Source organism: Aeromonas sp. FDAARGOS 1405, from assembly GCF_019048265.1.
GTDB lineage: Bacteria > Pseudomonadota > Gammaproteobacteria > Enterobacterales > Aeromonadaceae > Aeromonas > Aeromonas veronii_A.
In genome coordinates this window covers 3,389,160-3,403,549 of record NZ_CP077311.1, presented here as the reverse complement: position 1 = coordinate 3,403,549, position 14,390 = coordinate 3,389,160, and the positions used below count along the sequence as shown (strand labels likewise).

General features: G+C 62.2%; 11 protein-coding genes and 1 tRNA gene. All 12 read left to right on the top strand.

Going from position 1 to position 14,390, the window contains the following annotated elements; all coding sequences use genetic code 11:
- Positions 1 to 401: 401 nt before the first annotated feature.
- Entirely contained in the window at positions 402 to 1,067 is a 666-nt protein-coding gene (locus I6L35_RS15670; RefSeq protein WP_216978686.1) for a 4Fe-4S dicluster domain-containing protein, read from the top strand.
- Positions 1,067 to 2,935: a hydrogenase 4 subunit B gene (gene hyfB, locus I6L35_RS15665; RefSeq protein WP_216978685.1), complete on the top strand. Its 1,869-nt coding sequence runs from the start codon at positions 1,067 to 1,069 to the stop codon at positions 2,933 to 2,935. Before I6L35_RS15670 ends, hyfB begins: the two co-directional genes overlap by 1 nt.
- A gap of 1 nt (position 2,936) precedes the next feature.
- Positions 2,937 to 3,890 carry a respiratory chain complex I subunit 1 family protein gene (locus tag I6L35_RS15660; protein ID WP_043819836.1) on the top strand — a complete coding sequence of 318 codons (954 nt, stop codon included), beginning with the start codon at positions 2,937 to 2,939 and terminating at the stop codon, positions 3,888 to 3,890.
- Positions 3,891 to 3,970: 80 nt separating this feature from the next.
- Entirely contained in the window at positions 3,971 to 5,689 is a 1,719-nt protein-coding gene (locus I6L35_RS15655) for an NADH-quinone oxidoreductase subunit C (RefSeq protein WP_017784116.1), read from the top strand.
- A gap of 9 nt (positions 5,690 to 5,698) precedes the next feature.
- The gene (locus I6L35_RS15650) at positions 5,699 to 6,244 is read left to right on the top strand and encodes a formate hydrogenlyase complex iron-sulfur subunit (RefSeq protein WP_104014701.1); all 546 of its coding nucleotides are present in this window, start codon (positions 5,699 to 5,701) and stop codon (positions 6,242 to 6,244) included.
- The gene (locus I6L35_RS15645) at positions 6,244 to 7,059 is read left to right on the top strand and encodes an NADH-quinone oxidoreductase subunit B family protein (protein ID WP_005333324.1); all 816 of its coding nucleotides are present in this window, start codon (positions 6,244 to 6,246) and stop codon (positions 7,057 to 7,059) included. The genes I6L35_RS15650 and I6L35_RS15645 overlap by 1 nt, the downstream gene beginning before the upstream one ends.
- Entirely contained in the window at positions 7,052 to 7,465 is a 414-nt protein-coding gene (locus I6L35_RS15640; protein ID WP_104014700.1) for a formate hydrogenlyase maturation HycH family protein, read from the top strand. The genes I6L35_RS15645 and I6L35_RS15640 overlap by 8 nt, the downstream gene beginning before the upstream one ends.
- Positions 7,465 to 7,956, top strand: coding sequence for a hydrogenase maturation peptidase HycI (hycI, locus tag I6L35_RS15635; protein ID WP_005301892.1), 492 nt, complete (start codon positions 7,465 to 7,467; stop codon positions 7,954 to 7,956). The genes I6L35_RS15640 and hycI overlap by 1 nt, the downstream gene beginning before the upstream one ends.
- A gap of 213 nt (positions 7,957 to 8,169) precedes the next feature.
- A tRNA-Sec gene (locus tag I6L35_RS15630) sits at positions 8,170 to 8,261 on the top strand.
- 314 nt (positions 8,262 to 8,575) lie between these two features.
- Complete coding sequence (gene selA / locus I6L35_RS15625) at positions 8,576 to 10,054, top strand: L-seryl-tRNA(Sec) selenium transferase (RefSeq protein ID WP_216978684.1); 1,479 nt, start codon at positions 8,576 to 8,578, stop codon at positions 10,052 to 10,054.
- Positions 10,055 to 10,058: 4 nt separating this feature from the next.
- Positions 10,059 to 11,954, top strand: a complete 1,896-nt coding sequence (gene selB / locus I6L35_RS15620; protein ID WP_216978683.1) for a selenocysteine-specific translation elongation factor — start codon at positions 10,059 to 10,061, stop codon at positions 11,952 to 11,954.
- Entirely contained in the window at positions 11,951 to 14,389 is a 2,439-nt protein-coding gene (gene hypF, locus I6L35_RS15615) for a carbamoyltransferase HypF (RefSeq protein WP_216978682.1), read from the top strand. Before selB ends, hypF begins: the two co-directional genes overlap by 4 nt.
- Position 14,390 lies beyond the last annotated feature (1 nt).

The following is a 14,390-nucleotide window of genomic DNA, read 5'->3' as shown; positions in this document are numbered from 1 at the left end:
GTGCAATTCACTTCGTTCATTGCACCCTACTCCCGGCATGATGCCGATATGTTTCCGTTCTCGTGCGTCCGATTACGCTTCGCTAATCGAACCTACGGTTTCAAAACAGGCGGCCTCTATCCGAACAGCGCAGACGAATCACCCTTTCGTCCCTTGTCACGACCCCGCATTCAGCCGTGTCGATACCGTTTTTCGGGGGTGACGAACCCTCTTGGGGGCTTCGTCACAAGTGACGAACGTCACAGTTCGACAGCCACATCAGCGCGTTCACTCAACCACATGAAGATTTTTATTCATTTAAAAACATGCACTTAAAACCAATTTCTCTGCAAAAACCAATCTGGCCCGTATCTTGCCAACCTGCCCCTACTTTCTCCGTTCGCGACACGACAAGGTAGGCTATGAACCGCTTCGTTATCGCTGACCCCAAGCTTTGTATCGGCTGTGGCACCTGTATGGCGGCCTGCAGCGAGGTACACAAGGCGCAAGGTTTGCAGCAAGCCCCCCGTTTAACCGTTATGCGACACGAGCAGGCGACCATGCCGGTTCAGTGCCGTCACTGTGACGATGCCCCCTGCATCAAGGTGTGCCCGGTCGAGGCAATTCGCCAAACTGGCGATTGCGTGCAACTCAACGAGTCGCTCTGCATCGGCTGCAATCTCTGCACCGTGGCCTGCCCCTTTGGCGCCATCCAGAGCGGCGGCAGCCGTCCGGTGGCCGTGGCCACCAGTTACGACACCTATATCCCCTGCTCCATCCGCTCCAGCAACCCCTCCACCTCTGCCGGCCTGCGCTGCTTTGGCGAGGATCTGCTGAGCTGGGAGCCGGGCGTGCGCAGCATCGCCGTCAAGTGCGACCTGTGCGAGTTTCGCGCCGATGGCCCGGCCTGTGTCGGAGCCTGCCCCTCCCAGGCACTGAAGCTGGTCAATGACAGCGACACCGAACGCGCCGCCCGTATCCGTCGCCAGCAAGCGGCCGACACCAACCCGCAAGGGGCCTCTGCCTTCTCGGCGCCTGCCACGGCGCTCCCTGCATCCGATTTATCTACCACAGAGGGAGTTCGCTGATGTTGTCCCCCCTTGTTATAGCCACGCTCCTGCTCTTTTTGCTGGGCGCTGCCGCCGGTTTGCTGCAAAAGCTGCCCGCACTGGCCAACCGTCTCAACAGCGGTTTTGCCCTGCTGGGCTCGCTCGCGGGTCTGGTCGCCGCCATCCAGATCTTTGCCCAAGGCGCCCCCGTCGACGGCCAGCTCTGGCTGCTGGGCTCGGTGCACCTCGACATGCTGGCCGCGCTGATGCTGCTGGTGATTAGCACCGTTGGCGTCGCCGTCGCCCTCTACTCCTTTGCCTATATCCGCGAATATCAGGGCAAGGGCGATGTGGCCATCGGTGCGCTGATGAACCTCTTCCTCTTTGCCATGGTGGGCATGGTACTGGCCGACAACGCGCTCGGTTTCTTGCTCTGCTACGAGCTGGTGACCCTTACCACCTACTGGCTGGTCAAGACCAATCCGGATGCTGCCAAACAGAGCCGGCTTTACTTGGTGATGAACCATATCGGCATGGCGCTGGTGCTGATCGCCTTCTGGCTGCTCTGCCGCGAATCTGGCTCGCTGGAGTTCGCCGCGCTGCGCGAGCACCATCTGGCGGGCGGTTTGGCCTCTCTGGTGTTCCTGCTTAGCTTCTGCGGTTTTGGCCTGCGCGCCGGTTTCGTGCCGCTGCACGGCTGGCTGCCAGTGGCCGAGCCCGTTGCACCCTCCCATATCTCGGCGCTGATGTCTGGCGTGATGGTGAAGCTGGGTCTCTTTGGCATCTTGCGGGTCAGCATCGATTTTCTCGGCGCCAGCCAGCTCTGGTGGGGCTATGTAGTGCTGATCTTCGGCGCCTGCTCGGCTGTGCTCGGGGTGCTGTTTGCGCTGGCCGAGCATGACCTCAAGCGGCTGCTCGCCTACCACACGGTGGAGAACATCGGCATCATCCTGATGGGGATGGGCATCGGCATGATCGGCATCGCCAACCAGCAGCCGGCGCTGGTGGTGCTGGGGCTGCTCGGCGCCCTCTATCACCTGCTCAACCACGCCATCTTCAAGAGCCTGCTCTTTATGGGCACCGGCTCGGTGATGTTCCGCCTGCACACCCGGGATATGGACAAGATGGGTGGTCTTGCCAAGCTGATGCCCTGGACTGCGCTGGCGTTCCTCATCGGTGCCATGGCCATCTCGGCGCTGCCGCCGCTCAACGGCTTTGTCAGCGAATGGTTTATCTATCAGTCGCTCCTTTCCATGACCAAACTCGGTACCTCGCTCGTCGCGCCGCTCGCGGTAGTGATGCTGGCGGTGACCGGCGCCATGGCGGTGATGTGTTTCGTCAAGGTGTATGGCATCTGCTTCTGCGGCGCCCCGCGCAGCGAACACGCGAGCCACGCCCGCGAAGTGCCGGGCGCCATGGTGGCAGGCACCCTGCTGCTGGCCGCGGTCTGTCTGGTGCTGGGTCTGGGCGCCCCCTGGATTGCCCCCCATATTGCCAGCTATGGCCAAGCCTTGGTTGCCAGCCAAATGAGTGTCGCCACCGGCGCCACCCTGCTGCCACTCGATAGCAGCCAGGCGATCCTCTCCCCGCCCGTTATCGCCATCATCCTGCTGGGTCTGTTCCTCATCCCGTTGCTGGTACTGGCCATCTTCAAGGGGCCCAAGCTGGGTCGTCGTCACGCTGGCACCCCGTGGGCCTGTGGTTACGCCTATGAGGAGCGCATGAGCCTTACCTCCGGCGGTGTCACCCACACCTTGCGCCAACTCTGCGCGCCGCTCTATCGCAAGCAGCCGCAGCTCGATCTGGCCAGCGCCCTGCACGGGGTGAGCGATACCAGCGGGACGACCGGCTGGCTGCTGCACGGCATTGTGCTGGCGCTCTTTATCCTGATGGCTGTAGGAGTCTGATATGCCTGTTCTTGAAATGCCGAGCTGGGGCATGGTTGCCCTCGCCCTGACCCAGGCCATCGCCATGCTGGCGCTGGCGCCGCTCGCCACCGGTTTCAACCGGGTGCTGCGGGCCAAGATGCACTCCCGTCAGGGGCCGGGCCTGCTGCAGGATTACCGGGATATCGCCAAGCTCCTGCGCCGTCAGGAGGTGACCCCCGAGCCTGCCGGCATCATCTTCAACCTGATGCCTGCGCTGCTCATCGCCGCCCTCTTGCTGGTGGGGATGGCGCTGCCGACCCTGACTCACGAGTCCCCCTTCCCCATCGCCGGGGATCTCATCACCGACATCTATCTGTTCGCCATCTTCCGCTTCTTCTTCTCCCTCTCGGGGCTCGACAGCGGCAGCATGTTTGCAGGGATCGGTGCCCGCCGCGAACTGACCCTCGGCATTCTGGTGGAGCCCATTCTGGTGCTCGCCTGCTTCATCATGGCGATGATGGTGGGCAGCTCGGATCTGGGCAATATCAGCAGCTATGTAGCGACCCAGCCACTGGCCGCTCCCATCGCTACCCTCTTGGCGGGTGCCGCCTGCGCCTTCGCGGTGTTTGTCGAGATGGGCAAGCTGCCCTTTGACTGCGCCGAAGCCGAGCAGGAGCTGCAGGAGGGACCGCTCACCGAGTACTCCGGTGCGGGTCTCGCCCTGCTCAAGCTCTCCATCGGCCTCAAGCAGCTGGTGGTGGTGCAGCTCTTTCTGGTGATTTTCCTGCCCTTCGGCAAGGCGGCCAACTGGAGTCTGCCTGCGCTCATCGGCGCGGCGCTGATCCTCGCCTGCAAGCTGCTGGTGGCCTTTTTACTGGCCGGCATCATCGAAAACGCCATGGCCCGCACCCAGTTCGTGCGCACCCACAAGCTCACCCGCTTTGGGCTGGGGCTGGCCCTGCTGGCGCTGCTCGCCTATCTGGTCGGGATCTGAGCCATGCCCGCCAGCACAGAAACTTTTTCCGATTTCATCATTTGTGAATGCTCATTCCCGAACATTAAAGTGAGAACTGCATGACCATCGCCATTTCGGATCGCATCGGCTGCGACTACATCCAGCAGGTGCGAGCACAACTGCCCCACGCCATCGTCGACGAGGAGTGGCAAACCGCCGATCAGGCCACCATTACCGTCAAGCCCACCAGTCTGGTCGAGACGGCCAGCCTGATCTTCCACCAGCTGGGGGGCTGGCTTCCGCTCTCCTTTGCCAATGACGAGCGCAGCCTCAACGGCCACTTCGCCGTCTACCACGTCTTCTCCATGGAGGGCGACACCAAGTGCTGGATCACCGTCAAGGTGCTGGTAGATGCCGATACCCAGGAGTACCCCTCCATCACCCCGACCATTCCGGCGGCGGTGTGGGGCGAGCGGGAGATCCGCGACATGTACGGCCTGCGCGCCATCGGCCTGCCGGACGAACGCCGTCTGGTACTGCCGGATGACTGGCCGGAGGATATCCACCCGCTGCGCAAGGACGCCATGGATTATCGCCAGCGCCCGATGCCCACCACCGACACCGAGACCTACCCCTTCGTCAATGAGCTCGGCAGTGATGCCAACCGCATCGTGCCGGTCGGCCCGCTGCACATCACCTCGGATGAACCGGGCCACTTTCGTCTGTTCGTCGATGGCGAAGACATCATCGATGCCGACTACCGCCTCTTCTATGTCCATCGCGGCATGGAGAAGCTGGCTGAAACCCGGATGGGCTACAACGAAGTGGCGTTTCTGACCGACCGGGTCTGCGGCATCTGCGGCTTTACCCACAGCGTCGCCTACACCACCTCGGTAGAGAACGCCATGGGTATTCCGGTGCCGGAGCGGGCCAAGATGATCCGCGCCGTGCTGCTGGAGGTGGAGCGCCTGCACAGCCATATCCTCAACATCGGCCTGTCGAGCCACTTCACCGGTTTCGACACCGGCTTTATGCAGTTCTTCCGGGTGCGGGAGAAATCCATGACCCTGGCCGAGCTGCTGACCGGCGCCCGCAAGACCTATGGTCTCAACCTGATTGGCGGGGTACGCCGCGACATCTTCAAGGAAGATCGCATCAAGGGTGCCCAGCTGGTGCGGGAACTGCGTGATGAGCTCAAACCCCTGGTGGCCATGCTGCTGGATACCGCCAACATCTCCTCCCGCCTCATCGGTATCGGCAAGCTCGACCCGCAAATTGCCCGCGATTTCAGCTGCGTCGGCCCCATGGTGCGGGCGAGCGGCTTCAAGCGCGACGTGCGCCGGGTTCACGACTTTGCCGGCTACCGCGAGCTGCCGATGGAGATCCAGACCAAGGCGGGTTGCGATGTGCAATCCCGGGTGCTGGTGCGCATCCACGAGCTCTACGACTCCCTCGACATGATTGAGTTCGGCCTTGAGCACCTGCCGGAGGGGCCGCTTTTGACCGAAGGCTTCACCTACCAGCCGGGCAAGTTTGCGCTGGGCTTTACCGAGGCGCCCCGCGGCGAGAACGTCCACTGGAGCATGACCGGGGATAACCAGAAGCTGTTCCGCTGGCGCTGCCGCGCCGCAACTTACGCCAACTGGCCCGCCCTGCGCTACATGCTGCGCGGCAATACCGTGGCGGATGCGCCGCTCATCATCGGCAGTCTGGATCCCTGCTACTCCTGTACCGACCGGGTCACCCTGGTCGACCCCAAGAAGGGCAAATCCACCGTGGTCTCCTACAAGGAGATCGAGCGCTACGGCATCGATCGCAAAAACTCTCCGCTGAAATAAGGGGTCATCATGATCAAGCTGTTCAAGACCATCCTCAAGGCTGGCACCCCGACCGCCAAGTACCCCTTCGCCCCTTACGAGGTGAACCGGGATTTTCGCGGCAAACCGAAATATCAGGCGGATCAGTGCATCGCCTGCGCCGCCTGCACCAAGGCCTGCCCGGCCAATGCGCTGGTGATGGAAGTGGACATGGAGACCGGCGAACGACGCTGGGAGATCTCCATGGCGCGCTGCATCTTCTGCGGCCGCTGCGAGGAGGTCTGCCCGACCCGCGCCATCGCCCTCTCCCCCGAGTTCGAGCTGGCGGTGACCAACAAGGCGGATCTCTATGAGGAGGCCCGCTTCGCGCTGGCCCCCTGCACCCTTTGCGGCACCTACTTTGCCCCGAGCAAGCTGGTGGCGCTGGTGGAGGATACCCTCAAGCAGGCGGGCACGCCGCTGACCACCCCGGAGCGACTGCACCACTGCCCCGACTGCAAACGAAAACTGAGCATGCTGAGCCAGCCTGACTCGGCCCTGATCACACCGATGGCCGCACAAAAGGAGTGGATGTGATGAGCAAGATCAAAGGCATAGAACCGGTTGTCGGCCATGCCCATACCCGCGCCGTGCCGCTGGCACAGGATCCCGAGATCACCAAACTCAAGAAGACCCTGCTCAAGGACATTCGCCGCTCGGCCTATGTCTACCGGGTCGATTGCGGCGGCTGCAACGCCTGCGAAATCGAGATCTTCGCCACCATCACCCCGCTGTTTGATGCCGAGCGTTTCGGCATCAAGGTGGTCGCCTCCCCCCGCCACGCCGACATCCTGCTCTTTACCGGCGCGGTGACCCGGGCGATGCGGGTGCCAGCCCTGCGCGCCTACGAGGCGGCGCCCGATCCCAAGATCTGCATCGCCTACGGCGCCTGCGGCTGTGACGGCGGCATCTTCCACGACCTCTACTGCGTCTGGGGCGGCACCGACAAAATCGTGCCGGTGGATGTCTATATCCCGGGCTGCCCTCCGACACCGGCGGCTACCATTTATGGCTTTGCCGTGGCGCTCGGTCTGCTGGAACAGAAACTCAAAGCCACCAGCCACGAGGTGCAACCGGGTGAGCGGGTCGAGCTGCGCCACACCGGCATCCCCAATGAAATCCGGGTGATGATCGAGCGCGAAGCGCGCCGCATGGCAGGTTATCGCCAGGGGCGGATCATCGCCGACGAGTTTATGGCCCTGCTCGAAGGGGCGACCCAGCAGGATGTGGATCTGCGCATCCAGAGCTACCTCGATCAGCACGACGATCCGCGCCTCTCGGAGATCGTCAACAACCTCGCAAACGCCTGCCTCAACCGGGCGGCCGGCAAGGGAGAGGCGGTGCATGGCTGACGAGGTTTTCTTCTATCGCCTCTCGCGCAAGTTCGTCGACGAGCAGTTCGACGTGCCGGAAGAGGCCAGGGAGGTGATGTACTACAGCCTCGCCATCGGCCACCACCTCGGCATCGTTGATTGCCTGCGAGCAGACCTGGTCTGCTCGCTGACCGGTTATCGCGACTGGGTAGCCAAGCTGCCAGAAGGGAGCGAAGCGCGCCGCAAGATGGAGGGATTTCTCACCTTTGGCGAGATCACCATCTATCGCGAGCACTGCCATATGCTGGCCTGCGCCTTCGACCGACTGCGCAAAGCAGACAATCTGCTCGATGAGCAGGAGCTGGGCTGGACCAATACCTTTATGGATCAGCTCACCGCCCTCTATAACGACCCCCATATGTATCTGATGGTAAGGAGCCGCTGATGGGCTGCAATCTCGTGTTGACCGTGGGCAATGCCATGATGGGGGACGACGGTGCCGGCCCCTATCTTGCCGACAAACTGCAAGCCGCCCCCCTGTCCGGCTGGATCCATATTGACGGCGGCATCGCGCCGGAAAATGTGGTCTACAAGGTGCGGGAGCTGCAACCGGAGCGGGTGGTGCTGGTGGATGCCGCCGAGATCGGCGAGAAGGCGGGGACCCTGCAGGTGATCCCCCCCGAGACCATCGCCGAGATGTTTATCTTCTCGACCCACAACATGCCGCTCAACTTTTTGATCGACGAACTCAAGACCTTTGTCCCCGAGGTGATCTTTGTCGGGGTACAACCGGCCATCGTGGCGTTCTCCTTCCCGATGACCGAGATGGTGAGCGAGGCGATGGATTATCTTTATCAGCATCTTGATGCCGCCAGTGACACCAGTCTGTTAATAGATAAACTGGATCAGTGGAATATTGCCAACGCCAACCGGTGATTATTTAGCGAGTTGTTAACTACCGTTATTGACCAACGGTTCCGGCAATGTGATCGAGGCCCGATGTTAAATTAAAAACATCGGGCTAATTGTGCTGAACTTGATATAAAACAAGGTTCTTTGATTTTTTCAAAAAATCGCTAACTCTCGATTTTTTATGACAAAAAAAGCGTTGCCAGTCACAGAAAATTGCCACAAAATGGCGACCGTTACGGAAGTTGATGGGGTCTGGTGGCCTCCTCGGTCTTCAAAACCGATGTGAGCCGAGAAGGCTTTGGCAGGTTCGATTCCTGCCTCTTCCGCCAAATTTATCTATTGAACAAATACTCTCTCGCTGAATTTTTCGGCCTGAATGTTATTTCCATTGTTTGTTCAATATATTTGAAGTAATACTTTAAAAAAGGTGCTTGCCGCTTGCCAATATAATCCGAACTCAGGTTATCTCGCTGGCCAAAAATTAATTTATCAGCATCGATGCAGCATTAATTTATACCCGCTCATTAATGCACCCAGTTTGCAGTCATCCGCAAATCGCCAGCAGTGCCATAACCCGTCAGCTCGGCCTCTCTATCGGCAAACCGGTGCGCATCCCGAACCCACGCACTGCACTGGTAATCCCATGCCGAACTCGTCTCACGCGTCAGCCATCCCCCACCGCCAGCCCGCATCAGGTACGGCTGCCGACGATTCACAGCCAGATTCTCAGCAACAGCCCGGCCAGCAACCAACGCGCCGTCTGCCGCAAGTGGAACAGCTGCTGCAGCAACCCTTTCTCGCCGGTTTTATCGAAGCGCTGAGCCGCCCGCTGGTGACCCAGGCGGTGCGCGACACCCTCAGCGAGCTGCGCCAGAGCGAAGATTTTCGCCAGCATGGCGTTGCCCCCGAGCAGATCGAGGCGCTGATTGCCAAACGCTGCCAACAGCAGTTGCGCCAGCGTCAAACCCGGGTGATCAACGCCACCGGCACCCTGGTGCATACCAATTTGGGGCGTTCGCCGTTAAGTGCCGATCTGTGGGACGAGGTGCGTGACCTCAACACCGGGTACAACAATCTGGAGCTGGATCTCGCCACCGGCAAGCGCGGCGGGCGCAAGGGGCTGATCGCCCCCCTGCTCCGTTGCCTCACCCAGGCCGAGGATTCGCTGGTGGTCAACAACAACGCCGCTTCGCTCTTTTTGCTGCTGCAGGAGGTGGCCAAGGGGCGCGAGGTGATCGTCTCGCGCGGCGAGCAGATCCAGATTGGTGGAGGCTTTCGCATTCCCGATATTCTGGCGCTCTCCGGTGCCAAACTGGTGGAGGTGGGCACTACCAATATCACCACCGCCAAAGATTACCTCGATGCCATCACCGATCAGACCGCGCTGGTACTGATGGTGCACAGATCCAATTTCGCCATTCGCGGCTTTACTGAATCCCCCGATATCGGCGAGGTGGCCCGCGCCCTGCCCGAGCATGTGGTGCTGGCGGTGGATCAGGGGTCGGGCTTGACCACCGAAGAGTTTGCACCGGATGAAACCTCGGTGCGCCAGTACATCAAGGCGGGGGCGGATCTGGTCTGCTATTCCGGCGACAAGCTGCTTGGTGGCCCGCAATCGGGCATCATCAGCGGCCGCAGCGACCTTATCAAGCGGCTGGAAAAACACCCCATGATGCGCACCTTCCGCCCGAGCCGCATCGTCTACTCCCTGCTCGAACGTCTGCTCATCCACAAGCTCAACAAATCTCCCGTCGGCGAGGGTATCGCCCAGCGTACCTTGAGCACCCCGGCCGCCATGCAGGCGAGAGCCTCCCAGCTGATGGCCGCCCTGCCTGGCTCCTTTGTGCCGGTTCCCTCCCAACTGGTGGTGGGCGGCGGCACATTGCCGGACGAGTTCTATCCGGCGCCCGCGCTCGAGTGCACCGACCCGCGTCCGGCCCAGCAGCTGCTTGATGCTCTGCGCGAACTCCCCGTCCCTGTCATCGCCACCGTGCGCCAGCAGAAGGTACTGCTCAATATGGCGACCCTGCTGCCGACCGAGATGGAACTGCTGATCGCCCAACTCAGGGAGTTGCTTCTCCCCGCCCCGTTCAATGCAACAAATGCGACCGAGGAGCCCTGATCCCATGACCCCCTATCGCGCCGTTATCGGTCTTGCCGGCCACGTGGATCACGGCAAGACCCTGCTGATCAAGGCCCTCACCGGCATCACCACCGCCCGCGCCCACGAGCAGGCCATCGGCATGACCCAGGATCTCGGCTTTGCCCACTTCGACGACGGTCAGGGCAACACCATAGGCGTCATCGACGTGCCCGGCCACGAGCGCTATATCCGCAACATGGTGGCGGGGCTCTGGAGTCTGGATCTGGTGCTGCTGGTCATTGCCGCCGACGAGGGGTGGATGCCGATGACCGGCGATCACCTGCGCCTGCTCAAGGCGATGGGGGTACCGCGCCTCTTGGTCTGCATCAACAAGTGCGATCTGGTCTCCCCCGACGAGCTTTTGCTGTTGGAGGAGAGCCTGCTGGAGCGGGTGATGGACGAGAGCGGCATGGTGCCCGACATCGTCAGCGTCAGTGCCAAGACCGGCGCCAATATAGCCGCCCTGCACACCGCCATCGTGCGCCAGCTTGCCGAACTGCCAGCCTCACACGCTGCCCGCGAGCAGAGCGCCCCGCGACTGTATGTGGACAGAGTCTTTACCGCCAACGGCACCGGTACTGTGCTCACTGGCACCTTGCAACAGGGCAGCCTCAAGGTGGGGGACAAGCTGCGCCTCTACCCTGCCGATCGGGAGGTGCAGGTGCGCTCCCTGCAGGCCTATCACCAGAGCGTCGACGAGATTGGCGCCGTCTGCCGGGTGGCGGTGGGCCTGAAAAAAGTGCCCCACAAGGAGGTGGCTCGCGGCCACTGCCTGACCAGCGCAGCTGGCCAGTGCGAGGCGGCGACTCACCTCATCGTGCGGCTCAACACCGAGAGCCTGAGCGGCAAGGCACTACGCCCCTCTCTGCACAACAAGGAGGTCGAAGTAGCCCTCGGCAGCTGGCATGGCCGGGCCCGTTTCGTGCCCATCAAGGATACCCGGCTGGCGCGGCTGATCTTTACCAGCCCCATCCCCTGCTTCTTCGGCCAGCCGCTCGCCATCATTCGCCACGGCAGCAGTGAACTGCTGCACGGCGCCCGCATCGTCTGGTGCGGTGACATCCATCCCGCCAGACGCAAGGCGCTGCACGCCCTGCTGGGCGAGCTGCCTGAAGAGCTAGAGCACTACAACCCGGCCACCCTGCAACTGGGGCTCAACGGCTATGTACTGACCAGCCGCTTTGACCAGCAGCCAGAGCAGGTCACCCCCCTCGGTGATTGGCTGCTGGATAACTGCTGGCTGGCCCAAAGCAGCGACCAGCTGCTGGCCACGCTGAAAAGTGAACCCCTTAGTGCCGCCGAGCTGGCGACCCGCTTTGGCATCGCCCTGCCGGTCACTCATGCCCTGCTCCAGCAGCTCAAAAGCGAGCAGCTTGTTCGCCTGCACCATGACAAGTGGCAGCCGGGCAGCGGCGAGTCGGAAGATGATCTGGGGGAAGAGGCGCAGCTGGTGCTCAAGGTGGTGCGAGATCAAGGCAAGGAGGGGTACGAGCCCGGTAAACTGGGCCCCGGCGGCGTGGAGCTGGATCCCTTTATCACCCGCCAGCTGCCCGCGGCCCTGCAGCAGGGCCTGCTACAAAAAGGCGCGTTGCAAAAGCAGCTGCGCAATCTGGCGCGACTCAAGTATCTGGTGCAGCTCGATGGCCCCATCTACTACGACGCCGAGCTTTACAACCAGATGGTCGCCGAAGTGCTGGCGGGCCAGCAGGTGGGAGATCTGATCGACATGGCATCCCTCAAGGAGATCACCGGTTTGTCGCGCAAATACGCCATTCCGTTCTGCCTGCGCATGGAGATGGATGGCTGGGTACGGCGCGAGGAGAACGAGCGCCGGGTGCTGCGTTTGCCGCAGACTCAAGATGAGATGGAGCCGGCATGAGCACCACCATCGCCCCCTCTGGCTCTTCCAATCCTGTGGCCAACCGGCTGCGCCGCGAATTTCATATCGACGGCATAGTTCAGGGGGTCGGCTTTCGCCCCTTCGTCTATGGGCTGGCGCTGCGCCACGGCCTTGCCGGTTATGTCTTGAACGATGCCAACGGCGTCACCATAGGTGCCGAAGGATCGCCTGAGCAGCTGGCCTGCTTTGCCCGCGAACTGCGGGAACTGGCGCCGCCGCTTAGCCGCATCGATCACTTCAGCGAGCGGGAGCTGCCCCTTGCTCATGATCCCGACTTCGATGGCCAATTTCATGGCCAGTTTCGAATTAAAGCCAGCCAGCAGCAGAGCGCCGCCACGGTCGCCATCTCACCGGATCAGGGAATGTGCGAGGCGTGCGCCACGGACGTGGCCAATCCAAGCGATCGCCACCACCACTACCCCTTTACCAACTGCACCCACTGCGGCCCGCGCTACACCATCATCCGCCGCCTCCCCTACGACAGACCCCATACCGCCATGGCAGGCTTTGCCATGTGCCGGCGCTGTGCGGCGGCCTATGAAAACCCGCTGGACAGACGCTACCACGCCCAGCCGGTGAGCTGCCCCGAGTGCGGGCCCCATCTCAGCTGGCGCTGCGGCAATGGAAATGCGCTGGCCGAACGCGAAGAGGCCCTGCACGCCGCCGCCCGCGCCCTGCAAGCGGGGGAGCTGATTGCGATCAAGGGGATGGGGGGTTATCACCTGATGTGTGATGCCCGCAATGAACAGAGTGTTGCCAGATTGCGAACGCTCAAACGGCGCGCGCGCAAGCCGCTGGCGGTGATGATGGGCTCCCTTGCCGAGGCCAAATTGCATGTCACCGGCTGCGAGGCCGAGTGGAAGCTGCTCGCCTCTCAGGCCAGACCCATCACCTTGCTGCGCAAGCGCATTAACGATGATCGGCTCTCAGAATCCCGACTGACAACCGCGCCGCTGGCCGAGGGGATCGCCCCCGGCATTCCTTACCTTGGGGTCATGCTCCCCTATACCCCGCTCCATCAGCTGCTGCTGGATACCTGCGCCATCCCGCTGGCGGCTACCAGCGCCAATGGGCGCGGCAGCCCGATCCTTATCGAGTGCGAAGCGGTGGTCAGGGAACTCGGTCGCGAGATTGACGGCATCCTGGATCACAACCGCCCCATCCTGCACCCGTGCGACGACAGTCTGGTGCAGTGGGCAGGCGGGCGGCGCCAGACGTTGCGCCTCGCCCGGGGCTATGCCCCCTGCACTCCCAGCCTGCAAGAGGCGGTCAAGGCGCCACTGCTGGCAGTCGGAGCGCAGCAGAAGAACCAGCTGGCGCTCGCCTTCGGCCGCCAGCGCATCTACAGCCCCTATATCGGCGATCTGCACAGCCTGCCAATGCAGGAGCACTTCGAGCAGACCCTGGCGACCTTTCGCGATCTCTACGATCTCAAGCCAGAACTGCTGGTGTCGGATCGCCACCCCGGCTACCTCAGCCATCAGTGGGCCAAGGGCTATTGCCGCGATCAGGGTGCGACCCACCTCGAGGTGCAACACCATCACGCCCACCTGCTGGCAGTGATGGCCGAGCACAACATCACAGGCTCGGTGCTGGGGGTGGCCTTCGATGGCACCGGCCTTGGCAATGACGGCACCCTCTGGGGCGGAGAGCTGCTGCTGGCAGACGTTCAGGGATTTGAGCGGGTTGCCCACCTCAAACCCTTCAAGCTTATTGGCGGCGAAGCGGCCATCCGCGAGCCGGTGCGCCAGCTGCTGGGGCTGCTGTTTGAATCGCACACTCCTGAGCAGATCAGCACCCTCGATATTCCGTTGATCAAGCAACTGCCCCTTAAGCGGATCAGCAACCTGCACCAGCTCTGGCATCTCGGTCGAAACGCCCCCTACTCCAGCGCCATCGGCCGGCTGTTCGATGCGGTAGCGGCACTCTTGGGGGTGATCAACACCCCGGATTACGAGGGCGAAGCGGGACTCCTGCTGGAGGCAGCCGCCTTGCAGCTGGCTCCCGATGAACAGCCCTTCCCCCTCGCCTTTGATCTCAGCCAATCAGCGGAGAGGCCACTGCAGATCGAGTGGGCCGAGCTCATCCATACCCTTGTCAGCGAGCGGCGCCAAGGCACCGCCACTGCCAGCCTGGCCGCCGGGTTTATCCGCGCCATCAGCAATCTGGTGGTTGCCCTGGCCGAGCGCTTCCCCGGCTATCCGGTGGTACTCGGGGGCGGCGTCTTTCAAAACCGGGTACTGATGGACCAGCTGGTGCCCGCACTCGAAGGCGCTGGCCGGCAGGTATTGACCAGCGAAACCCTGCCGCTCAATGACGGTGGCATCGCCGCCGGTCAGCTCTGGTTTGCCATCCACCATCTTGCCACGCACCACCCTGTCACAACCGGTTGTGCCACCTTGTCGGAGTCCTGAA

What these genes read in the sequence shown, in the direction of transcription:
- I6L35_RS15640 (WP_104014700.1), top strand. Translation starts at nt 7,052, where the DNA reads ATGGCTGACGAGGTTTTCTTCTATCGCCTCTCGCGCAAGTTCGTCGAC.
- I6L35_RS15650 (WP_104014701.1), top strand. Translation starts at nt 5,699, where the DNA reads ATGATCAAGCTGTTCAAGACCATCCTCAAGGCTGGCACCCCGACCGCC.
- I6L35_RS15645 (WP_005333324.1), top strand. Translation starts at nt 6,244, where the DNA reads ATGAGCAAGATCAAAGGCATAGAACCGGTTGTCGGCCATGCCCATACC.
- selB (WP_216978683.1), top strand. Translation starts at nt 10,059, where the DNA reads ATGACCCCCTATCGCGCCGTTATCGGTCTTGCCGGCCACGTGGATCAC.
- selA (WP_216978684.1), top strand. Translation starts at nt 8,576, where the DNA reads ATGCCGAACTCGTCTCACGCGTCAGCCATCCCCCACCGCCAGCCCGCA.
- I6L35_RS15655 (WP_017784116.1), top strand. Translation starts at nt 3,971, where the DNA reads ATGACCATCGCCATTTCGGATCGCATCGGCTGCGACTACATCCAGCAG.
- I6L35_RS15660 (WP_043819836.1), top strand. Translation starts at nt 2,937, where the DNA reads ATGCCTGTTCTTGAAATGCCGAGCTGGGGCATGGTTGCCCTCGCCCTG.
- I6L35_RS15670 (WP_216978686.1), top strand. Translation starts at nt 402, where the DNA reads ATGAACCGCTTCGTTATCGCTGACCCCAAGCTTTGTATCGGCTGTGGC.
- hypF (WP_216978682.1), top strand. Translation starts at nt 11,951, where the DNA reads ATGAGCACCACCATCGCCCCCTCTGGCTCTTCCAATCCTGTGGCCAAC.
- hycI (WP_005301892.1), top strand. Translation starts at nt 7,465, where the DNA reads ATGGGCTGCAATCTCGTGTTGACCGTGGGCAATGCCATGATGGGGGAC.
- hyfB (WP_216978685.1), top strand. Translation starts at nt 1,067, where the DNA reads ATGTTGTCCCCCCTTGTTATAGCCACGCTCCTGCTCTTTTTGCTGGGC.